Below are 22207 nucleotides of genomic sequence, written 5' to 3'. Positions count from 1 at the left end.
TAATTCAATAATTTATAAAAAAACGTAATGAAAATAGCAGTTTTAGGTACTGGAGCCGTTGGCACAACCATAGCCACCAAATTGATTGAATTGGGTCATCAGGTAATGATAGGTTCCCGAAGTAAAACCAACGAAAGAGCAATTGAATTTGTAAATAAATTTGACCATAATGCCAGTAATGGCACTTTTGAAGAAGCGGCAACTTTTGGAGAAATCATCTTCAATTGCGTCAAAGGACAATTTACAATTGAAGCATTAAAGCAAGCTGGCAATGGAATCGTCAATAAAATTCTCATTGACATTTCTAACCCTATCGATACTAGCAAAGGGATGTCATTTTGTTTAATTCCTGAACTTTGCAACACCAATTCATTGGGAGAAGAGATCCAAAAAGTCTTTCCAACTACTAAAGTGGTAAAAACCCTAAACACCATGTGGAGCACTCTGATGATGATTCCATCCATGCTGAAAGATGGAGACCATACCAATTTTATATGCGGCAATGATGAGGAAGCCAAAAACATAGTAAAAAATTTACTAAAAGAAATCGGTTGGAAAGAAGAAGCCATTGTGGATTTGGGCGATATTACTGGCTCTAGAGGCACAGAAGCAATGCTCCAATTGTGGTGGAAAATTTGGGGAGTCACAATGGGAACTTTCAGCATTAAAGTTGTCAATTAATAAAACAACACTTTAAAAAATACAATTTAAAATGCCTCCAAAAAGCTAAGACCTTTTTGGAGGCATTTTTCTTTAGCCTAAACACAAAAAGATAGTCGATTTAACTTTTTAAAAAATCCAAAAGTCAGTACCGCTACTCTTTTAAAAAATAACTATTTTTGCAATCTAATTTTTTTACCATGTCAAAGAAGAAATACAAAATAGCGGTGATTCAATTGAATCTAAACGATGTTGCCGAAAACAATCTTAAAAAATGTTTGAGTTGGGTACGTGATGCCGCCAATCAAGGAGCTGAGGTGATTTCGTTGCCTGAGTTATACAGCAGTCATTATTTTTGTCAAAGTGAAGATGTAGACAATTTTGCTTTGGCAGAACCATTGTACAGCACTTCATTTATAGCTTTTAGTGCTTTGGCAAAAGAATTGGGAGTGGTAATCATTGTTCCTTTCTTCGAAAAAAGAATGGCAGGAATTTACCACAACAGCGCCTATATCATCAATACTGATGGATCGGAAGCAGGATTGTACCGCAAAATGCACATTCCGGACGATCCACATTTCTATGAAAAATTCTATTTTACACCAGGTGATTTAGGTTTCAAAGCTTTCCCTACCGAAAAAGGAAAAATAGGAACTTTAATTTGTTGGGATCAATGGTACCCGGAAGCGGCTCGTTTAACAGCACTGCAAGGTGCTGATGTGTTGTTTTACCCAACAGCAATTGGTTGGCACCCACTTGAAAAAGAACAATACGGTGAAAACCAACATGGCGCTTGGATGAACGTGATGAAAGGTCATGCCGTTGCCAATGGTGTGTATGTAGCAGCCGCCAACAGAATTGGTTTGGAACAATATATTGAAGGAACAGCTGGAATCCAATTTTGGGGATCATCTTTTATTGCGGGACCACAAGGTGAAATTTTGGCGCAGGCCTCACATGATAAAGAAGAAATACTGATTGCCGAAGTGGACTTGGATCTACAGGAAAATGTACGTCAGAACTGGCCTTTCTTTAGAGACAGAAGAATTGATGCCTTCGGAGATATTACCAAAAGAGCAATCGACTAATCATGAGTGCAAACAGTAGAAGATTTCCAGCGGAATGGGAAAAGCAACAAGGGATTTTATTGTGTTTTCCTCATAACGGAAAAGATTGGCCGGGAAAATACGAAGCCGTTCAATGGGCTTTTGTTGAATTCATCAAGAAAGTTGCTACTTACGAGCAAGTTTTTTTGGTCGTTGCCGATGAAAATCAAAAAAACAAAGTAGCCGAAATGCTAGAAACAGCTCATGTAAAAACGAGCAATGTCTCTTTCATTATACATAAAACCAATCGCAGCTGGATGCGTGACTCTGGACCGATCATTGTAAAAAATGGTACAAAAAGAGAAGCTTTAAATTTCAATTTTAACGGTTGGGCTAAATATAAAAATATCAATTTAGACAAACATGTTCCTGCCAAAGTGGGTGAGTTTCTAAATATTCCCGTAACCCAAGTAACTTACAAAGGGAAACCCGTAATTGTTGAAGGTGGAGCTATTGACGTAAATGGAAAAGGAACATTGTTAACTTCTGAAGAATGTTTGATGCATCCCGATATTCAGGTTCGAAATCAAGGATTTACCAAAGAAGATTACGAAGCCGTTTTTAAAGAATATTTGGGAGTTACCAACGTAATTTGGTTGGGCGATGGAATTGAAGGCGATGATACGCATGGACATATCGATGATTTATGTCGATTTGTAAACGAAGATACTATTGTAACAATAGTAGAATTGGATCCAAATGACAACAATTACAAACCATTGCAAGATAATCTGAAAAGACTTCAAAATGCTAAACTAGAAAATGGAAAAGCTCCAATTGTAGTAGCATTACCAATGCCAAAAAGAATTGATTTTGAAGATTTGCGTTTACCTGCAAGTTATGCTAATTTCTTGATTTTGAACAATTGTGTTTTGGTTCCAACTTTTAATGATGTAAATGATAGAGCTGCCTTAAATATTTTAGCCGAATGTTTCCCTGATCGAGAAATCATCGGAATCAGTGCAATTGATTTTATTTGGGGATTTGGAACGTTGCATTGCTTGAGTCAACAAATTCCAGAATAAAATTATCATAACAAAAGAAAGCTAAACTCATTTGATTTTAAATAAAAAAAGACTTGTAGATTATTTTCTACAAGTCTTTTTTATTATTGAAACAAAAGCTTTTAGTCTCTTGTAAATGGTATCTTTTGATTTGAACTAATAATCATATCAAATCCGTTTTTAGCTTCGTTAAACTCAAATGTAACTCCTGCTTCTTTGGATTCAAATTTATCTTTACCACTTGGTTCTAGTGAAAATTTTGGATAATCGGTAATTTCAGCAAAAAGCACACTGTTTTTCTCAGTAAATTCAATTTTATATTTTGAAACCTTAGAAGAAAATTTACCAAGATATCCGTCTAAAATAATATCTTTTTCAACTGCTCCACTACCCGATTTCCAAGTGTTATTACTTTCATTCACATCAGGAAATGCATGATCTGGATCGATAACGACACTCTCGATTTCCTCAGTAGTATTAACCTTGAAAGACCAATCTATATTACGTTGCCAAATTTCTACAGGCAATTTAACACGGGTTACTTTTCCGCTTTTGGTTTTTACGTCCAAAACAACAGGCATAGCCATTTTTTCAAAGTTTTCAATAGTGATTACAGCTCCTTTACTTGGATCATTTTTTACATATTTAACAGAATTTACTCCTTGATCCAAACGCCAGTTATTCACAAACCAACCTCTCCAAAACCAGCTTAGGTCTTCACCCGCCACATTCTCCATTGTTCTGAAAAAATCATCTGGAGATGGATGCTTGAATGCCCAACGTTCTGTATAAGTTCTAAAAGCCAAATCAAAACGTTCTGGCCCCAATATTTGTTCTCTTAAAGTAATCAATCCAGAACTTGGTTTGAAATAACACAATAGACCAATATTTCTTTCCTTCATATTATCCGGAGAACTCATTATTGGTTCATTCTTTGGGTCGGTAAAGTATTCCGCATTTTTATGAAAATCAGTTGGCTTAGCTTTATATTCACCATTATTAAAATCAACTGAACTAATTGAATTAATAAAAGTATTGAATCCTTCGTCCATCCAACCAAATAAGCGCTCATTAGAACCCACAATCATTGGGAACCAACCATGACCAAATTCGTGATCAGTAACTCCCCATAAATCTTCTCCTTTGGATTCCCATCCACAAAATACAATCCCTGGATATTCCATTCCGCCTTCATTTCCGGCTACGTTTGTTGCAACAGGGTAAGGATATTCAAACCATCTTTTGGAATAATTCTCAATCGAAGTTTTAGTATATTCTGTAGCACGTCCCCAAGCTTCGTTTCCAGCACTTTCAACTGGATAAGCAGATAATGCAAGTGATTTTGCACCGCTAGGTAAATTAATTCTTGCTCCATCCAATATAAATGCAGGTGAAGATGCCCAAGAAAGATCACGAGCGTTTTTGATTCTAAAATGCCATGTTTTTTCAGATGTAGTTCCTGCTTTTGATGCATTAGCTGCCACTTCTTCGGCAGTACGAATCATTACTGTTTTTTCGCTTTGTTTGGCTTGGGCAATTCTTTTTTGCTCTTCAGCAGAATAAACCGCAGTTGAATTCAACAACTCACCCGAACAAACTACAATGTGGTTTGAAGGTACAGTAATATTCACATCAAAATCACCATATTCTAAATAAAACTCAGAAGCTCCTAAATACGGATTAGTATTCCAGCCTCTCAAATCATCATACACACACATACGAGGATACCATTGTGCTATAGTAAAAATTTTACCATTTTTGGTATCTAAAACTCCCATTCTATCCGAACCTTCTTTTGGTGAAATGAATGAAAAATCAATTTTTATTTTCACAACTCCGCCTCTCGCTTTCAAATCATCTGGAAGAAAAACTTGCATTCTAGTGTCGGTGATTATATATTTTGCTTCTTTCTCAACCGATTTTCCTTTGGAAGTAGTGACAATTTTTACCGATTTAATTTTATGACCTCCGTCAAAAATTTCGCCTCTGGCCCCATTACGGCTTCCATTTAATGGTATAAGTGCATTACCTCTAGAATCAGATTTGAATAAGTTTTGGTCCAAATTCATCCATACAAAGGACATTTTATCATAACTGTTGTTTGTATAGGTAACTATATCTGTTCCAACAATTTCATTCGTTTTTTCATTTAGCTTGGCAGTTAATTTATAGTCTGCTCTGTTTTGCCAATATTCATGACCCGGTTCTCCGCTAGCTGACCTTGTAGATGTACCGTTATTTACATAAAAAAATGGTCCAAAGGCATCATGATAATCATACTTTGAAACTGGATTGGCAGTAGATGTGCTAGTTACAGGAGCATCTTGACTCCATGAAGTACTAAACACGATTAATAAAGTCAGTTGAAACAGGGCTCTAATACAATTATTTCTCATAAGGTAATTTTTATTGATTTCTATTGGGGTATTACATAATTAGTATCTCTGCAATTGATATTTAAAACCACTTTCTTTATGCTTATTTCATAAAATTTGTGTTTCTAAAGCAAATTAATGGAAAAAAAATCAGATTTCCGCTTAAAATTAAGAATTTGATTGATTTTATGTTCCAAATATAATCTCTGTTTTCTTTCTTAAAACAAGAATTATAAAATATCTTTACAACACTAATTTTAACATCAAAAAACAACTATTATTGTGACCACAACTATATCCAACTCCTATTTAACTGCTCAAATAAAACATACTGGAGCCGAATTATGTTCCTTAAAAGACAATTCCAACAAAGAATACATTTGGAGTGGAAACCCAGAATTTTGGGGAAAACATTCTCCTGTTTTATTCCCAATTGTAGGTACTCTAAAAGACAATTCATACCAACATGACAATATTCAATATCACTTATCCCGTCACGGTTTTGCCCGTGAAATGGAATTTGAATTGATTGACAAACAAGAAACCAGTGCCACTTTCTCATTAGTTTCATCTCCAGAAACCAAGGAGAAATATCCATTCGATTTTGATTTACACTTAATTTATACTTTGGAAAACAAATCCTTAAAAATAGAGTACAAAGTATTCAATAATGGTGAAACAAAAATGCCGTTTTCTATTGGAGCTCATCCAGCATTTGATTTGCCTGGAAATTTTGAAAATTACAGTTTGGTTTTCGAGAAAAACGAAACCTTAAACTATTATTTATTGAAAGATGGCTTGATTTCGGATACTACCGATGAATTGCATTTGGATGAAAATGAATTGCATTTGAATTACGAATTGTTTGCTAACGATGCTTTGGTTTTCAAAAAAATAGCCTCCAAATCGATAACTATTTTGGAAAAATCCAAACCGTTTTTGAAAGTAAGCTATTCTGATTTTCCGGATTTAGGAATCTGGACTCCATCGAATGCGCCTTTTATATGTATAGAACCTTGGTTTGGCTATTCTGACACCATTGATAAATCAGGCAATCTTTTCGAAAAAGAAGGCATCCAAATATTGGAAGCAAACGGTATTTTTCATTCTCTTTTCAGTATCATAATTATATAAGAAATTTATAAAACTATAATACTTAAATAAAATCAAACAACCGAAATTCGTAATTAAAAATCCATGCGTAATTTCATTTTTTTATCGCTCACTATATTCTTATTAGTAGGTTGTTCCAGTTTTAAAATAGTACCTGATTATGTGTTTGATTCTTTACATAAAAAAGAGTTATATATTAAATCATACGACGAAACATTAAAATTATGGGATGTCCCGTTTGAAGAATTAGATGTCGCAACAAATTATGGTAGTGCTCATATCATCGTTAGTGGTCCAAAAACAGGCGAGCCTTTGATTTTATTTCATGGTACAGATGCAAGTTCCACAATGTGGTATCCGAATGTAAAAGAATTTAGTGCAACATATAGAGTTTATGCCATTGACTTCCCTTTGGAAGCAGGAAAGTCAGTTTCAAATTCCATAAAATTAACCAATAAACAGGCCGCTTTATTTTACAACGAGATTTTTAAGCACTTTAAAATGGAAAATATTAATTTATTAGGAGTGTCAAGAGGCGGGTGGATGGCGACCTATTTAGCCATACAGCCCAACAACTTAATAAAAAAAATAATTCTGTTAAGTCCCGCGCAAACTTTTGGCGGAGTTGCAAACTTAGGAAAAGTCCTTACCGGAATAAATCTTAAAATGTTTCCAAGCCCAAAAAGCACAGATAGATTTTTTAACGCATTTTCCTATTATCCTGATGGAATTAGCTCTGTATTCAAAAATCAGCTTTATCTTGCTTACAAATATGGCAATAGCAAACCCCGTTTATTAAACATGATGCCGTTTTCCAAAAAAGAATTGAAGTCGCTGAAGATTCCTGTCTTGATTTTGATTGGTGATCATGATATTGTGAATAACGAAAAAACACTTACTAAAGCACACAAATTTATCCCTAATGTAGAAACTGCAGTTATCAAAAATGCAGGCCATTTTATGTCCATTGATCAATCTGAAAATACAAATAAAAAAGTTGTTGAATTTTTAAATAAAACCGAATAATGTTAGATATAAACTTTTCACCTTTTCCAAATCTTGAAACTAAACGTTTATCATTAAGACAAGTAAAAGCAAATGATGCTGACGCAATTTTATCATTACGTTCGAATGATGAAGTTATGAAATACATTCCGAGACCTTATCTTAAAACCAAAGAAGATGCCTTGCAACTCATAGCTATGTTTGATGACAAAATAGAAAGTGGAATTGGTATCAACTGGGGGATTTACTTTCTGGAAGAGCCGGAAAAACTTTTAGGAATCATTGGTTATTACCGAATGAAACCGGAACATTACAGAGCTGAAGTAGGCTATATGCTATTTCCGGAATACAATGGAAAAGGAATCGTATCGGAAGCATTACAAAGGGTCGTAGAATATGGTTTTAAGGATATGAAACTGCATTCCATAGAAGCTGTTTTGGATCCTGAAAATAAAGGATCCGAAAAGGTTTTAATAAAAAATGGCTTTGTAAAAGAAGCGCACCTGATTGAAAATGAATATTACGAAGGTCGTTTTCTTGATTCGATGATCTATTCACTTTTGAATAAATAATTTTAAATGTCTGATAAAGTATAATTGCTTTAATTTAAAAAAATGAAAATCAAGAAAGCAAGTATAAATGACAATGAAATTTTGACAGAAATAACAAAAAAGTCAAAAGCATATTGGGGATATTCTGAAGAGCAAATTTTAAAGTGGAATAACAACCTGACCATTTCCGCTGCCTATATTGAAACCAATTGTGTCTTCACATTGGTAAATGACAATAAAATAATTGGTTATTATTCTTATATCATAAAAGAGGAAAAGAATGTAATACTTGACAACTTATTTATTTTACCAGAATATATTGGAAAAGGATTTGGGAAATACTTGATGACCGATTTTTTAGATCGAATGAAAAATGAGGGATTTGAAAAGATAACTCTAGATTCTGAACCAAATGCAGAAAATTTTTATCTAAAAATTGGATTCAAAAAAATTGGCGAATTCGAAACTTCAATAAAAAACAGGTTTATGCCAATTATGGAAATGAGTCTTTAGAGTAACGTATCAAAAAACATCCAAAATGGATTTAGACAATCAAAAAGAATATTGGGACGAAGTAGCCGAAATCAAAACTTTTACACATCCGATAGACACCGAATTAATAAATCAATTTTTAAACAAACAAAGCATAATTGTTGACTTTGGATGTGGATATGGCAGAATTGTAAAAGAGTTGTCGGATTTAGGTTTTGAAAATGTTTCTGGGTTTGACACTTCAAAAGAATTAATTGCCAGAGGAATATCCGAAAATAATCTTTCTCTTCACCATATTGAAAATCCGACTGATCTGAAACTTAAAGATAATTCTGTTGACTGCATCATTCTTTTTGCTGTTTTAACTTGCATACCTTCCAATGCAGGACAAAGTAGTTTGATAAATTTACTATTGTCTAAACTTAGAAAAGGTGGCATAATCTACATAAGCGATTACTATATACAAGAAAAATCAGTTGAAGTTGAACGCTATGAATATTTAAATGGAGACGAAAACAATTATGGTGTTTTCAAACTTCCTGAAGGAGCCACGTTTCGTCATCACACAAAAGAGTGGATTAAAATATTGACCAAAGATTTTGAAACTTTAATAGAAAAGCCTCTAATTGTAAAAACAATGAATGGTAATATTGCTAATGGATTTCAATTAATAGGTAGAAAATAATTACTCGTTACAATACACTAATCTTTCTTATGAAAACCAATCCCCTAGCCCAGATGGAAACGGCATCCTGTTGTCCCAGGGTTTGGGACAACAGATATAGTGGACAGCTGGAAATAGCTTCTAATTATTTGGATTGTATTTTTGGAATGGTTTTTAGATACAGTTCCTCGACTTGTTTTCTGGCCCAATCTGTTTTTCGCAAAAAGGTGAGGCTTGATTTCACACTCGGATTTTCATTGAACGATTTTATTTTAATCAATTCTCCCAAGGTATCAAATCCATAATATTCCACTAATGTTTCCACTATTTTTTGAAGTGTGACTCCGTGAAGCGGATCTTTTGACTGTTGTTTTTCCATGATGCAAATTTATAGCATTTTCCTAAAAACAATTGGTCTTTCATTAATTAGTTCCTAAATTTGCCCAACTATGCAAAAAACTGTCAACATACTCAATAAAAGAGCTCGTTTCGATTATGAAATCCTTGAAACCTATACCGCTGGAATTGTTTTGGCTGGAACCGAAATAAAATCCATTCGATTAGGAAAAGCAAATATCACCGAAAGCTTCTGCGAATTTAGCAACAATGAACTTTTTGCCATCAATACTTACATTGAAGAATATAGTTTTGGAAATCAATTCAATCATGCAGCTCGAAGTGAGCGTAAACTACTTTTAAACAAAAGAGAATTAAAAGGACTGGCTCGAAGTGTACAAGCCAAAGGACTTACCATAGTTCCGTTGAAACTGTTTACTAACGAAAAAGGCTTAGCCAAACTACAAATCGGACTTTGCAGAGGTAAAAAAACATACGACAAAAGAGAATCACTTAAGGAACAAGACACTAAAAGAGACTTAGACAGAATAAAAAAAGCATATTAGAGCAATTCGGATTAAAATTTAACCTCTTTTCATAGTTTTTATTTTCAAATTATAATTACTTTTACTTACATTATAACGAAAAACAAACAAACTATGAAAAAATTATTTATCACTTTAATCAGTGTATGCTTAGCAAGTTGCGGAAGTAATACATCAATTGTATCCAGTTGGAGAGATCCTAATGCGACACTTGCTAAAGAACAATTCAAAAAAGTATTGGTAGTTGCATTAGCAAAAGACGAAAGCACTAGAAGGTCTACAGAAAATAGAATTGCTTCCATAAACCCATCGGTATTAAACCCCTCTTATAATTATTTAAATCAGCAAAATTTAAACCTTACTCAAGAACAGAAAATAAGCATTGTTCAATCTGAAGGTTTTGACGGAGCTATTACTATGCGTTTCATTAAAGCTGATAAAGAAACACAATATGTTCCTGGAACAACAAACTACTATAGCGGTATGGGATATCCTGGTATGGGATATGGCTATGTAGGTGGTTACGGCATGGGCTATGGTGCAGGATTTGGTGGATGGTATGGTGCTTATGCTCCAGCTTATTACTCCCCTGGATACTATCAAGAAAACACTTATTACTACATCGAAACCAATATTTTCGACTTGAAAAACAATAAATTAGTTTGGAGTGCCACTACAAAATCACTTGATGTATCTGATGTAAACACTACCGTTGATGAAATCATGGAAGCTTGCGTGCAACAAATGAGAGCTGATGGTTATATGGCTCCTAAATCAAAATAAAATATAGTTCTTTTTCCTAAAAAGGATTGAAAAAAAAAGCAACACTGAAAATTTAGTGTTGCTTTTTTTTATATGGTGTACTTTTTTAATTTTTATCTTCTAATAAAGGAACAAAACGAAACTCTCCAAATTCGTGTTTTTCAAATTGCGTTTCATTGATTCGAATTAACAGTGTCATAATTTGAATATCCTCTCCCAATGGAATAACGAGCCTTCCTCCTATTTTGAGCTGTGCCATTAGCGGTTGTGGGATAATAGGTGCACCCGCAGTAACAATGATACTGTCAAAAGGAGCGTGATTAGGTAGCCCTTTATAACCATCACCAAAAGAAAGATGTTTGGGACGAATGCCAAGTTTAGGTAATAAAGCTGATGTTTGTTTGAACAATTCATTTTGTCTTTCTATGCTAAATACCTGAGCACCCACCAAACACAAAACGGCCGTTTGATAACCAGAACCTGTCCCAATTTCCAAAACTTTATGCCCTTTTTTTATTTCTAATAACTGAGTTTGAAAAGCAACTGTATAAGGTTGGGAAATAGTCTGACCTGCAGCAATAGGAAAAGCCTTATCCTGATAGGCATAATCTTCAAAACTTGAATTTAAAAATAAATGACGCGGGATTTTTTTAATAGCTTCCAAGACATTCTTATCAATAATACCCTTTTTCTGCAAAACGGTTACTAATTGATTTCGAAGTCCTTGATGCTTGGCTGTATCTTTCAAAATTTAAGGTTTTATTATAGAACAAAAATAGAAAACTAAATCAATTTCCAATCCAAAATAAAACCTAATTCACAATCTAAATAATAATACATATCAGCTGAATTTAGTATTTTTATAAATTGGAATTTCTTAATTTATTACTATTTTTGTGGAAACAACTTTATTATGCTGAAAATTGGAGTATTGGGTGCTGGGCATCTAGGTAAAATACATTTGCGTTTATTACAACAATCTGAGAAGTATGAATTAGTCGGTTTTTATGACCCCAATCAAGAAAACGCTGAAAAAATAAGCAAAGAATTTGGATATAAAAATTTCAGTACTATAGCAACATTAATTCACGCAGTTGATGTTATTGATATTGTCACCCCTACACTTTCCCATTATAAATGTGCCAAGGTAGCCATCAAATCGGGTAAACACGTTTTTATAGAAAAACCCATTTCCAATACGGTTGAAGAAGCCGAAGAAATCATTGCCCTTGCCAAAGAATATAATGTAAAAGGACAAGTTGGGCATGTTGAGAGGTTCAATCCAGCATTTATTGCAACCAAGAATATGATTGAAAACCCAATGTTTATCGAAACACACCGATTGGCTGAATTCAATCCTCGTGGAACTGATGTTCCTGTCGTTTTGGATTTAATGATACACGATATTGACGCCATCTTGAGTGTAGTTCAATCAAAAGTAAAAAACATAAATGCCAGTGGAGTTTCTGTAATAAGTGACACTCCGGATATTGCCAATGCCAGAATTGAATTCGAAAATGGCTGTGTTGCTAATTTAACTGCGAGCCGAATTTCAATGAAAAACATGCGTAAATCTCGCTTTTTTCAAAAAGACGCCTATATCTCAGTTGATTTTCTGGAAAAAAGATGTGAAGTGGTAAAAATGAAAGATGCTCCAGAAGTTCCTGGTGATTTTGATATGATTTTACAAAATGCCGAGGGAGTAAAAAAACAAATTTATTTCTCAAATCCTGATGTAGAACAAAACAACGCGATACTTGACGAATTGGAATCATTTGCTGATGCTATCAATAACGATACTATACCAGTAGTTACTTTGGAACAAGCTACAGAAGCTTTGAGAGTTGCCTATCAAATTATAGATTGTTTTAAAAAATAGAAACTAAAAAAATACACATTGAAAGTTTAAAGTTTAAAGTCAATCATCGGTCTTTAAATTTTAAACTTTTTTAACTTTTAAATACAAAAAAATGAAAATTATAGCTGTAATCGGAGCAGGAACAATGGGTAACGGAATAGCTCATACTTTTGCACAAAGTGGTTTCACCGTAAAATTAATTGATGTTTCAGAAAAATCGTTAGATAAAGGAATGGCAACAATAGCAGCCAATCTAGATCGAATGGTTTCAAAAGGAACTATAACCGAAGATGATAAAGCCAAAACAATTACCAATATTATTACGTATACCGATATAAAAGATGGTGTTGTTGGTGTTGATTTGGTAGTTGAAGCCGCAACCGAAAATGTAGAATTAAAACTAAACATTTTCAAGCAATTAAACGAAGCTTGTTCTCACAATACTATTTTAGCGACTAATACTTCATCTATTTCGATTACTCAAATTGGAGCCGTAGTAGCACATCCAGAACGTGTAATAGGAATGCACTTTATGAATCCAGTGCCAATTATGAAATTGGTAGAAATCATTCGTGGTTACAACACAAGTGACGAGGTGACGAACATCATCATGAAGCTATCCGAAAAACTTGGCAAAGTTCCCGTAGAAGTGAACGATTATCCGGGCTTTGTTGCCAATAGAATTTTGATGCCAATGATTAATGAAGCAATCGAAACCTTATACAACAAAGTTGCAGGTGTTTATGAAATTGACACCGTTATGAAACTGGGAATGGGACATCCGATGGGACCTTTACAACTAGCCGATTTCATTGGTCTTGATGTATGTCTTGCCATCTTAAATGTAATGTACGACGGTTTCAAAAATCCAAAATATGCTCCTTGTCCGTTATTGGTAAATATGGTGAGAGCAGGAAAATTAGGAGTGAAATCAGGTGAAGGTTTCTATGACTATAGCGAAAGTAAAAAAGCTGAAAAGATTTCGAAACAGTTTGTTTAATCTCTTTATTTTAATTTTGCTCTGCAAATGGAAGAATGTCGTTTTTGCCAGATAATTAAAGGTGACCGAATAAATGAGGAAATCATTTATGAGGATAACGACTTTATCATTCTGACTGATAAATATAGAAAAACAGCAGTTGGGTCAATTTGTTTATTAATACCTAAAAAGCATTTAAAAAACATATTAGAACTTACTGATGAGCATTCTGCAAGATTAGTTCCTATATTAAATCTGGTAAGTAAAGCGATGCAAAGTGCTTTTAAAAATAAAGGTCTCAGAATTTGGACTGCTGTAAATAAAGAAGCAGGACAATCAGTCTTTCATTGTCATATTCATATTGTGCCTTGTGATTCATTAAAAGACAGAATAATAGCTAGCTTTCCTGGTGTTTATGATTTAAAAAGACGATTTTTAAAATTTGGAAATAATGAATTAAGGGCAAATGAAAATTTTCAACTTGCTGAAAAATTAAGAACTGAAATTAAACTAACATAGATGAGCATTCAATCTAATTTGCAAAATATAAAATCGACTCTTCCGGAGCATGTTACTTTGGTAGCTGTTTCCAAAACCAAACCCGTTCCCGATTTAATGGAAGCCTATAATGCTGGTCAACGCATTTTTGGCGAAAACAAAATTCAGGAAATGGTCGATAAATGGGAGCAAATGCCAAAAGATATCCAATGGCACATGATTGGACATGTACAAACCAATAAGGTCAAATTTATGGCTCCTTTCGTGAGTTTGATTCACGGGGTGGACAGCTTGAAATTATTGGAAGAAATCAATAAACAAGCCTTAAAAAACAATCGAGTTATTGATTGTTTGCTACAAATATACATCGCCGAAGAAGAATCAAAATTTGGTCTTGACGAAGAAGAACTCTCTACACTACTAGCCTCACCCACTTTTAAAGAAATGAAAAACATCCGAATTATGGGATTAATGGGAATGGCGACTTTCACCGATAATCAAAACCAAATCAAAAAAGAATTTACGCATTTGAAATCAATTTTTGATGGATTGCAATCACTGCAAACTGCAAACTGCAAACTACAAACTGTTTCAATGGGAATGTCTGGCGATTATCAATTAGCAATTGCATGTGGCAGTACAATGGTTCGGATTGGAAGTAGTATCTTTGGAGGACGATAAAATTATACAATGGCAAAAATCAATGGCAATAGCAAAAATCAATTTTAAAAAATGAATATCAATAAACCAAAATTTCCTAAAATATTCAATTTTGAAGACCGATTAGTAAGATTTGCTGGAGAGTGCATTATTTTTAGTCGTAAATTAGAAAAAACATTTGAACATGATTACTATAAAAATCAACTCATTAGATCATCAGGCAGTTCTTCCTTAAATTATGGTGAAGCTCAAGGTACGATTACTGACAAAGATTTTATTTTTAAAATTTCATTAAGTATAAAAGAACTTAAAGAATCTAGAAATTCATTAAAAATTCTTGATTATATAAAGGCTGGAATTGAAGATGAAAGAAATGATTTATTAACTGAAGTTGAAGAATTAATAGCTATTTCTTCAAAAATGATGAATAATAAGAGAATGTAAAATCAATTAAAAAATTTAAGATTGATTTTTGATATTGTAATTGATTTTTGATATTTAACATGTACGCAATACTCGACATAGAAACCACAGGAGGACAATTCAACGAAGAAGGGATAACGGAGATTGCTATCTATAAATTTGATGGACATGAAATCGTAGACCAGTTCATCAGTTTAATCAATCCAGAAATTCCCATTCAGCCGTTTGTAGTCAAACTCACTGGCATAAACAATGAAATGCTTCGTAGCGCTCCAAAGTTTTTTGAAGTGGCCAAACGCATTATTGAAATGACAAACGACTGCGTACTTGTTGCACACAATGCCTCTTTTGACTATCGAATTCTACGTACCGAATTTCGTCGTCTCGGGTATGATTTCAACATTAAAACCCTTTGTACCGTAGAATTATCCCAACGTCTATTACCGGAACAGCCCTCACATAGCTTAGGCAAACTGGTACGTGCACTAGGAATTCCTATGGCCGACAGACACAGGGCTAGCGGTGATGCCATGGCGACAGTTAAACTTTTCAAGATGCTTTTGGACAAAGACCTCGAAAAAACCATCACCAAAGAGCTAATCAAGTTTGAAGTTATCAAAGGAGTATCTCCAAAATTATTGGATATTATCGAAAGCCTACCTTCCAAAACCGGAATTTACTACATTCATCGCGAAGATGGCAGTATTATATTTATTGGACAAAGCAAAAACATCAAAAAAAGAGTCAATCAGCATTTTACAGGTATAACCAAAAGTTCCAAGAAAATCCAAGCAGAAGTATTCACAGTTACTTTTGAGGAAACTGGAAGTGAATTGATTGCATTATTAAAAGAATCCGAGGAAATAAAGAAAAATAGTCCCATATATAACCGAATGGCTCGCAAGAATACTTTCTCATGGGCTATTTATGCTGAAAAAGATCCAAATGGATATTTGAATTTAAAACTTCAAAAAGCCGATGGCCGTAAAAAAGAAATAACGGCATTTGCCAACCAACAGGAAGGAAAAAACGCTCTCAATCGCATTACAGAAAGCTATCAACTGTGCCCAAAACTTACCGGTCTTTCCAATTCAAAAACTCCTTGCACCCAACATGAAAACAATCAATGTGATGGCGCTTGTTTCGGACAAATAACATCCGAAGAATACAATTCAAGAGTTCAGGTTTTCATCGACAAAAACCTTTTCGACAACAAAAACATGATTATCATTGACAGAGGAAGAAAAACAGGTGAACACAGTGCAATATTAATAGAAAAAGGAATTTGCAAAGGATACGCATTTTATGATTTAAATTATCAAATCATAAACCCCGAAATCCTAAAAAACATCCTGGTCCCAATACCAAATAACAGAAACACCCGAACTTACATTCAAGGTTATTTAAGAAAACATAGAGTAATGAAAATTATTAGTTTTTAATAATCATAATTGGAAAAAGTAAAGTCAAAATATGGTGTTTTCAGACAAAAAACTCAAATTATAATCTACGGAACAAACACAAGAGCTGGTAGATTATTTGATTTGATTCTTTTAGGAGTTATTCTATTGAGTGTCTTTTTAGTAATGATGGAAACAGTAGAAGGTTTTGATGCAAAATACCACAATCAACTTGTTTTATTTGAATGGGTCATTACCATTTTTTTCACTCTTGAATACATCTTACGAATAATTTCTATTGACAAACCTATAAGATACATATTCAGTTTTTACGGCCTAATAGATTTAATTGCGACATTACCAATGTATTTATCTCTATTTTTCCCTGGAACAAGAATATTGTCAGTAATTCGGGCATTGCGATTATTACGGTTATTCAAAATCCTCAATCACCCCAAATTTACAAGCCAATCCTTACACATGAAAGAGGCTCTCAATGCCAGTAGAGGAAAAATTATAGTCTTTATTTATTTTGTACTTATCAGCACCATTATAATTGGATCAATCATGTACATTGTAGAAAGCAAAGAAAGTGGTTTTACAAGTATTCCCATGAGTATTTACTGGACTATTGTAACCTTAACAACCGTTGGCTATGGTGACATTTCCCCTCAAACTCCCCTAGGTCAATTTTTAGCCGCATTGGTTATGATACTAGGATATGGAATCATTGCCGTTCCTACCGGAATTGTAACTGCCGAATTTGCAAAAAGAAATACCAATCAAGAAACAGACTTAGACACGATTAAAACTGCTTGTTCATCATGTGGCACATTCACTCTAAATAAAGAAGCTAAATTTTGCTACAGTTGCGGAAACAAATTAAACAATAATAATTAGGAGCTAATCCAGCTGTACACTACAACTCCTCATTATTCCAGCAGTTTTTCTAAGGAATAAAAGGAGCTTCTTTCAGTCGCTCTTTTATACCAAGAAAAACAAACTGGAATAACTCCGGGGTTTTCGTTACCATCTGGGCTATCAAAAAAAATATGAAATACTTAATTACCATCGTCGGACCAACAGCCATAGGAAAAACAGCCTTAAGCATCGACCTGGCCAAACACTATAATTGTCAAATTATTTCCTGCGACAGCCGACAGTTTTTCAAAGAAATGACTATTGGAACAGCTGTGCCCAATCCAGGAGAATTGGCATCAGCAACACACCATTTCATTCAAAACAAATCCATTTTTGATAATTACACTGTAGGTGATTTTGAAAAAGAAGCACTATTAAAAATAGAAGAATTATTCCAAAACAATGATTACGTAGTTCTTGTTGGCGGTTCTGGATTATATGTAGATGCCATTTTAAAAGGGTTTGATGAATTTCCAACCATAGATTCCTCCATTCGGGAAAACGTGAATTTAAATTATGAAAATCAAGGAATTGAATATTTACAAAAACAATTAGAAACTCTTGATCCAATCTATTTTCAAAAAATAACTTCCGAAAACCCACAAACCTTGCAAAACCCGCAACGTATGATGCGATTTATAGAAGTCTGCCTTGGAACAGGAAAACCCTATTCCTCTTTTTTAAATCAAAAGAAAAACAATCGAAATTTCATGCCTATCATCATTGGCCTTGAAGCAGACAGAAACGTGATTTACGAAAGAATAAACCAAAGGGTAGATATAATGCTTAATCAAGGAGTTTTGGCCGAAGCTCAAGCTTTATACGAACACAAAGAATTAAACGCTTTGCAAACGGTTGGCTATCGAGAATTATTCGGATATTTTGATGGAGAATTTACACTCCCTTTTGCTATTGAAGAAATCAAAAAAAACACCCGCCGATTTTCAAAACGCCAACTCACTTGGTTCAAACGTAAAGAAAACACCAAATGGTTTGACTATTTAACGGAACGAAAGGAAATAATTGAATATATAGATAATCAAACAAAAATCTAAATTCTATTTTCTTTTTTCTAAAATCTTAATTCTGCAATCTTAAATCTTAAATTTCCATGCCAATAGATCCAAATTTCACTTCCATATTGAGTAAAGATTGGGAAATCAATTTTACCCAATGTACTCCAAATGGCTATTTAAAATACACTGATTTATGCAATCTTTTGCAATTAACAGCTGCTGCTCACTCCGAAGTGGGAGGAATTAGCTTTACAGATATGCAGGAATTTAACCAAGCTTGGGTTTTGAGCAGAATGAGAGTTGAAATTACCGAATTACCCAAATGGAGAGACGTTGTAACCATAAAAACCTGGATTAATTCCCTAGAAAATTCCCGTTCTGTACGTGCACTAGAAATGCATGTCAATGGCAAAAAAATAGTGGGATCCGAAACCTTTTGGGCTGTTTTCAACACCAAAGCCCGCAGGCCAGAACCTTTGGCACTTCCGTATCAACATTTTGAATTGTATCCTGAAAACAAAGCCACAGAAATGGGTTTTTCAAAAATAAATCTACCCCAAGAAAAAGAGATGATTTTTGAAAGAACCGTTTTCATGTCCGATTTAGACATTGTCAATCACGCCAACAATGTAAAATATTTGGAATGGTGTTTGGATTTAGTCGATGAAAACAAAATACTATCCCAACAAATAAAAAGCTTTGAGATGAACTTTTTAAAAGAACTTTCGCTAAAAGATAAAGTTATCATTCATGAATGCATAAATGATAATGATGTTGTTTTTAGCATCACGAAAGAAGACAAAACATGCTTTGCTTTGCAACTCAATTGGAAATAAAAAAAAGCTTCGAAATTAATCGAAGCTTTTCTTTATGAATTAACAAGACCTATTGTTTCCCTTTCACAACTAATCTGAATCCTTCACCGTGAATGTTCAAAATTTCAACATCCTCGTCTTGTTTTAAATACTTTCTTAGTTTGGCGATGTAAACATCCATACTTCTAGAAGTAAAATAGTTATCATCTCTCCATATTTTTGTTAAAGCCAATTCCCTTGGCATCAAATCATTTTCATGCAAAATCAACATTTTAAGTAGTTCATTCTCTTTTGGAGACAACTTAATAGGTTCTTCGTTATTAAACGTTAAGAAACGAAGTTTCGAATTAAGATGAAACTTACCAACATTAAATTCAAATTGAACCGCTTCTGTTTTTACATCAGATGCTTTTCTTTGTATGATGGCTTTAATTTTCATCAATAAAACTTCAGAATCAAAAGGTTTGTTCAAATAATCATCTGCACCAGCTTTATAGCCTTTCAACACATCCTCTTTCATTGACTTTGCAGTAAGAAAAATGATAGGCACATCATTGTTCTTTTCTCTTATTTCTTTTGCTAAAGTATACCCATCTTTGTATGGCATCATCACATCAAGAATGCATAAATCATAGGAATCCTTCTTGAATTTTTCAAAACCTTCCATACCATTTTTAGCTAAAACAACATCAAAATCATTTAGCATTAAATAGTCTTTTAGAACTGCACCAAAATTAAGGTCATCTTCTACTAATAGTATTTTTTTATTTGTGTTTTCCATACTCTAATTTATTAAAGGTAATTTTATAATGAAGGTACTTCCTTTTCCCTTTTCACTTTCTACATATATTTGACCATTATGGTCGTCTACAATTCTTTTTACATAAGCTAGACCTAAACCATGTCCTTTTACATTATGTATGTCTCCGGTATGTTCTCTATAAAATTTTTCAAAAATTCTTTTTTGAGCAATTTTACTCATACCCACGCCATTATCTTTTATTTTAATAAGAACCATGTCCTTGATATTTTCAGTATAAATGTCAATTTTAGGAATACCAGGAGTATATTTTATGGCATTTTCCAAAATATTGACTATTACATTCGTAAAATGGACATCATTCAGTAAAACTGTTTTTCTTATAGCTCCAAAATGAATATCAATAGTTCCTTCTCTATCTTCTAAGATCAAGTTAACATGTTCAATAGCATCATTTATAACTTCTTCGATATCACTTGATTCCTTTATAATATTTAATTCTTTCTTTTCTAATTTAGAAATCCTTAATACATTTTCTACTTGGGCATGCATTCGTTTGTTTTCGTCCCGAATCATTTCGAGGTACTTAAACACTTTCTCTTTGTCTTCAATGATCTTCGGATTTCGAATCGCGTCTAAAGCAAGATTTATTGTTGCAATTGGTGTTTTAAACTCATGCGTCATATTATTGATAAAATCAGTCTTAATCTCAGAAATTTGTCTTTGACGAATCAACTGATTTAAAGCAGTGGTATAAGCGATTATAATAATTAACGTAAATATGATGGACAAAATCGTAATACTTACCAATTCAGACAGTAAAAACTTCTTTTTGTGTGGGAAATAAACCAATAATTTATATTTTTCATTTCCCTCATTATCTGTGAAAACTGGAATCGAATAAGTGGCATCCTTAACATACATGAAATTATCAGATTTTACTTTAGTTTGTATTCCATTACTTAAAATTCCAAACTCAAACTTGGTTTTTACACCATATTCTTCTAATTCCTTTTTAATGATTTCTCTTAAAACTTCCTTTGAAATTCTTTCTTGAAGAGGCATTGCAGAAGCAATATCTTTAAAGAAAATCTCAAATTGAGCATTATCCAATATGTCTAAATTACCCGATTTTTCAATTTTCACATCCGGAATCAAGCTCTGCTGTATGCCGGAATTATCAAGGCTGTTTTTATTATAAACTTCAGTAACCCTTCTAGAATTGAAGTTTTTAAAACTTTCAGTGTCAAATTTTTTATCAAAAAGTCCTGCAGAAATTTTAAAGTCTTCGGATATTATACTATTCGAATAAATTATAGTCTGATTAGTCTTTGGATTTTTTTGAACATAATAAAATTCTAATAAATCATCCCTTTTAGGAATTTTACCCGTACTATCTTTATAATGGTTGTACTTATCATAAAAACTATAAGCTTCTCGATTCTGCAGTTTTTCAGCAACATTACCAATTACCTGCTTAACATGAAACTTAAATTGTTCATCATTATTCTTAAATGAAGTATTAAACCAATATACCTGCACAAGAATTATCCCTATCAAGGATAAACTCATTAACAATACAAGTAATCTAAAAAATAATTTATTCATTCAAGCAAAATTAGTATTTTAACAATATAATAGATAAAGCATTAACCAAAGATTAACATTTAAGACTTCATTTGTTTAATTCCTAAAAATTTAAGAATTTTAACAATTTCAGGCTTTATCGCCTCCATACTAGTGTTTTTAATAATAAAATCACTTTTTGATGATTTTTCCTCATCATTCCATTGATTTTTTATTCTTTCCAAAACTTTTTCGCGTGTCGTTTTATCTCTTTCAATAACTCTTTGAATCCTAATTTCAAGAGGAGCTACAACATTTATAATATAGTCACACTCTTTATAACTGCCGCTTTCAAATAAAATTGCACTTTCGTAAATAACAAACGGATTATTTTGATGTTCCAAAAGCCATTCTCTGAAATGTTGTTTCACTGCAGGATGCACAATACTGTTAAGCTTTCCTAATCTTTTGTCATCATTGAAAACAATTTCGGATAGTTTATCCCTAAGCAAAACACCTTTATCAAAAACTGCGCTTCCAAATTCTTCTTTAATTTGTTTCAAAACAGAATCAGACTGCATCAATTTTTTGGCCTCCAGATCTGTAATATAAACTGGAACTCCAAGAGATAAAAATTCATTGGCAACGGTAGTTTTACCGCTCCCAATACCTCCAGTTAAACCAATTATTTTAGTCAT

General features: G+C 33.3%; 25 protein-coding genes. 19 read left to right on the top strand and 6 right to left on the bottom strand.

Translation table 11 applies throughout. The features are described 5' to 3' along the window. The first annotated feature begins 27 nt into the window (after window positions 1-27). The 3 genes from C8C85_RS15535 (at window position 28) to C8C85_RS15525 (ending at window position 2791) form a co-directional block, all read left to right on the top strand. Window positions 28-681: an NADPH-dependent F420 reductase gene (locus tag C8C85_RS15535; RefSeq protein WP_116797881.1), complete on the top strand. Its 654-nt coding sequence runs from the start codon at window positions 28-30 to the stop codon at window positions 679-681. A gap of 179 nt (window positions 682-860) precedes the next feature. Then, complete coding sequence (locus tag C8C85_RS15530; protein ID WP_111408688.1) at window positions 861-1748, top strand: carbon-nitrogen hydrolase; 888 nt, start codon at window positions 861-863, stop codon at window positions 1746-1748. A 2-nt stretch (window positions 1749-1750) separates the two neighbouring features. Then, window positions 1751-2791, top strand: a complete 1041-nt coding sequence (locus C8C85_RS15525; protein WP_116797880.1) for an agmatine/peptidylarginine deiminase — start codon at window positions 1751-1753, stop codon at window positions 2789-2791. Window positions 2792-2892: 101 nt separating this feature from the next. On the opposite strand, the gene C8C85_RS15520 is transcribed toward C8C85_RS15525, so the two are convergent. Then, window positions 2893-5166, bottom strand: coding sequence for a M1 family metallopeptidase (locus tag C8C85_RS15520; RefSeq protein ID WP_116797879.1), 2274 nt, complete (start codon window positions 5164-5166; stop codon window positions 2893-2895). A 261-nt stretch (window positions 5167-5427) separates the two neighbouring features. On the opposite strand from C8C85_RS15520, the gene C8C85_RS15515 reads away from it, so the two are divergent. The 5 genes from C8C85_RS15515 to C8C85_RS15495 all read left to right on the top strand — a co-directional run bounded on the left by C8C85_RS15515 (window position 5428) and on the right by C8C85_RS15495 (window position 8991). Beyond that, window positions 5428-6279, top strand: coding sequence for an aldose 1-epimerase family protein (locus C8C85_RS15515; RefSeq protein ID WP_116797878.1), 852 nt, complete (start codon window positions 5428-5430; stop codon window positions 6277-6279). A 63-nt stretch (window positions 6280-6342) separates the two neighbouring features. Continuing rightward, complete coding sequence (locus C8C85_RS15510) at window positions 6343-7284, top strand: alpha/beta fold hydrolase (RefSeq protein ID WP_116797877.1); 942 nt, start codon at window positions 6343-6345, stop codon at window positions 7282-7284. Further along, window positions 7284-7835 carry a GNAT family N-acetyltransferase gene (locus C8C85_RS15505; RefSeq protein ID WP_116797876.1) on the top strand — a complete coding sequence of 184 codons (552 nt, stop codon included), beginning with the start codon at window positions 7284-7286 and terminating at the stop codon, window positions 7833-7835. The genes C8C85_RS15510 and C8C85_RS15505 overlap by 1 nt, the downstream gene beginning before the upstream one ends. A 42-nt stretch (window positions 7836-7877) precedes the next feature. After that, a complete protein-coding gene (locus C8C85_RS15500) occupies window positions 7878-8327 on the top strand; it encodes a GNAT family N-acetyltransferase (RefSeq protein ID WP_116797875.1) in 450 nt (149 codons plus the stop codon). A gap of 25 nt (window positions 8328-8352) precedes the next feature. After that, a complete protein-coding gene (locus tag C8C85_RS15495) occupies window positions 8353-8991 on the top strand; it encodes a class I SAM-dependent methyltransferase (RefSeq protein WP_116797874.1) in 639 nt (212 codons plus the stop codon). A gap of 124 nt (window positions 8992-9115) precedes the next feature. Here the strand turns inward: C8C85_RS15495 and C8C85_RS15490 are convergent, their stop codons facing one another. Further along, a complete protein-coding gene (locus tag C8C85_RS15490; protein WP_116797873.1) occupies window positions 9116-9349 on the bottom strand; it encodes a VF530 family DNA-binding protein in 234 nt (77 codons plus the stop codon). Window positions 9350-9419: 70 nt separating this feature from the next. On the opposite strand from C8C85_RS15490, the gene smpB reads away from it, so the two are divergent. Both smpB and C8C85_RS15480 read left to right on the top strand, forming a co-directional pair. Next, complete coding sequence (smpB, locus tag C8C85_RS15485; RefSeq protein WP_116797872.1) at window positions 9420-9872, top strand: SsrA-binding protein SmpB; 453 nt, start codon at window positions 9420-9422, stop codon at window positions 9870-9872. A 93-nt stretch (window positions 9873-9965) separates the two neighbouring features. Next, entirely contained in the window at window positions 9966-10634 is a 669-nt protein-coding gene (locus C8C85_RS15480) for a hypothetical protein (RefSeq protein WP_116797871.1), read from the top strand. Between the two features lie 85 nt (window positions 10635-10719). Here the strand turns inward: C8C85_RS15480 and C8C85_RS15475 are convergent, their stop codons facing one another. Next, a complete protein-coding gene (locus tag C8C85_RS15475) occupies window positions 10720-11361 on the bottom strand; it encodes a protein-L-isoaspartate(D-aspartate) O-methyltransferase (protein ID WP_116797870.1) in 642 nt (213 codons plus the stop codon). Window positions 11362-11526: 165 nt separating this feature from the next. Here C8C85_RS15475 and C8C85_RS15470 point away from each other — a divergent pair, with 165 nt between their 5' ends. The 9 genes from C8C85_RS15470 to C8C85_RS15430 all read left to right on the top strand — a co-directional run bounded on the left by C8C85_RS15470 (window position 11527) and on the right by C8C85_RS15430 (window position 19204). After that, on the top strand, window positions 11527-12492 hold the full coding sequence (locus C8C85_RS15470) for a Gfo/Idh/MocA family protein (protein WP_116797869.1): 966 nt from the start codon (window positions 11527-11529) through the stop codon (window positions 12490-12492). Between the two features lie 91 nt (window positions 12493-12583). Beyond that, on the top strand, window positions 12584-13471 hold the full coding sequence (locus C8C85_RS15465) for a 3-hydroxyacyl-CoA dehydrogenase family protein (protein ID WP_116797868.1): 888 nt from the start codon (window positions 12584-12586) through the stop codon (window positions 13469-13471). A 27-nt stretch (window positions 13472-13498) separates the two neighbouring features. Next, entirely contained in the window at window positions 13499-13969 is a 471-nt protein-coding gene (locus tag C8C85_RS15460; RefSeq protein ID WP_116797867.1) for an HIT family protein, read from the top strand. After that, window positions 13970-14629, top strand: a complete 660-nt coding sequence (locus C8C85_RS15455; protein ID WP_116797866.1) for a YggS family pyridoxal phosphate-dependent enzyme — start codon at window positions 13970-13972, stop codon at window positions 14627-14629. A 51-nt stretch (window positions 14630-14680) separates the two neighbouring features. After that, window positions 14681-15052, top strand: coding sequence for a four helix bundle protein (locus tag C8C85_RS15450; RefSeq protein WP_116797865.1), 372 nt, complete (start codon window positions 14681-14683; stop codon window positions 15050-15052). Between the two features lie 59 nt (window positions 15053-15111). Continuing rightward, window positions 15112-16473, top strand: coding sequence for an exonuclease domain-containing protein (locus tag C8C85_RS15445; protein WP_116797864.1), 1362 nt, complete (start codon window positions 15112-15114; stop codon window positions 16471-16473). Window positions 16474-16482: 9 nt separating this feature from the next. Beyond that, complete coding sequence (locus C8C85_RS15440; protein WP_116797863.1) at window positions 16483-17331, top strand: ion transporter; 849 nt, start codon at window positions 16483-16485, stop codon at window positions 17329-17331. 152 nt (window positions 17332-17483) lie between these two features. Beyond that, complete coding sequence (miaA, locus tag C8C85_RS15435; protein ID WP_116797862.1) at window positions 17484-18407, top strand: tRNA (adenosine(37)-N6)-dimethylallyltransferase MiaA; 924 nt, start codon at window positions 17484-17486, stop codon at window positions 18405-18407. A 56-nt stretch (window positions 18408-18463) separates the two neighbouring features. After that, window positions 18464-19204, top strand: coding sequence for an acyl-[acyl-carrier-protein] thioesterase (locus C8C85_RS15430; RefSeq protein WP_116797861.1), 741 nt, complete (start codon window positions 18464-18466; stop codon window positions 19202-19204). 49 nt (window positions 19205-19253) lie between these two features. On the opposite strand, the gene C8C85_RS15425 is transcribed toward C8C85_RS15430, so the two are convergent. The 3 genes from C8C85_RS15425 to coaE are packed head-to-tail and all read right to left on the bottom strand — an operon-like array spanning window position 19254 to window position 22207. Beyond that, entirely contained in the window at window positions 19254-19964 is a 711-nt protein-coding gene (locus C8C85_RS15425) for a response regulator transcription factor (RefSeq protein ID WP_116797860.1), read from the bottom strand. Between the two features lie 3 nt (window positions 19965-19967). After that, window positions 19968-21551: a sensor histidine kinase gene (locus tag C8C85_RS15420; protein WP_116797859.1), complete on the bottom strand. Its 1584-nt coding sequence runs from the start codon at window positions 21549-21551 to the stop codon at window positions 19968-19970. A 59-nt stretch (window positions 21552-21610) separates the two neighbouring features. Then, window positions 21611-22207 carry a dephospho-CoA kinase gene (gene coaE, locus C8C85_RS15415; RefSeq protein WP_116797858.1) on the bottom strand — a complete coding sequence of 199 codons (597 nt, stop codon included), beginning with the start codon at window positions 22205-22207 and terminating at the stop codon, window positions 21611-21613.

It is taken from the genome of Flavobacterium sp. 103 (assembly GCF_003096795.1).
Classification (GTDB): Bacteria; Bacteroidota; Bacteroidia; order Flavobacteriales; family Flavobacteriaceae; genus Flavobacterium.
The sequence above is the reverse complement of the archived record's forward strand: the minus strand, read 5'-3'. Positions and strand labels throughout refer to the sequence as shown.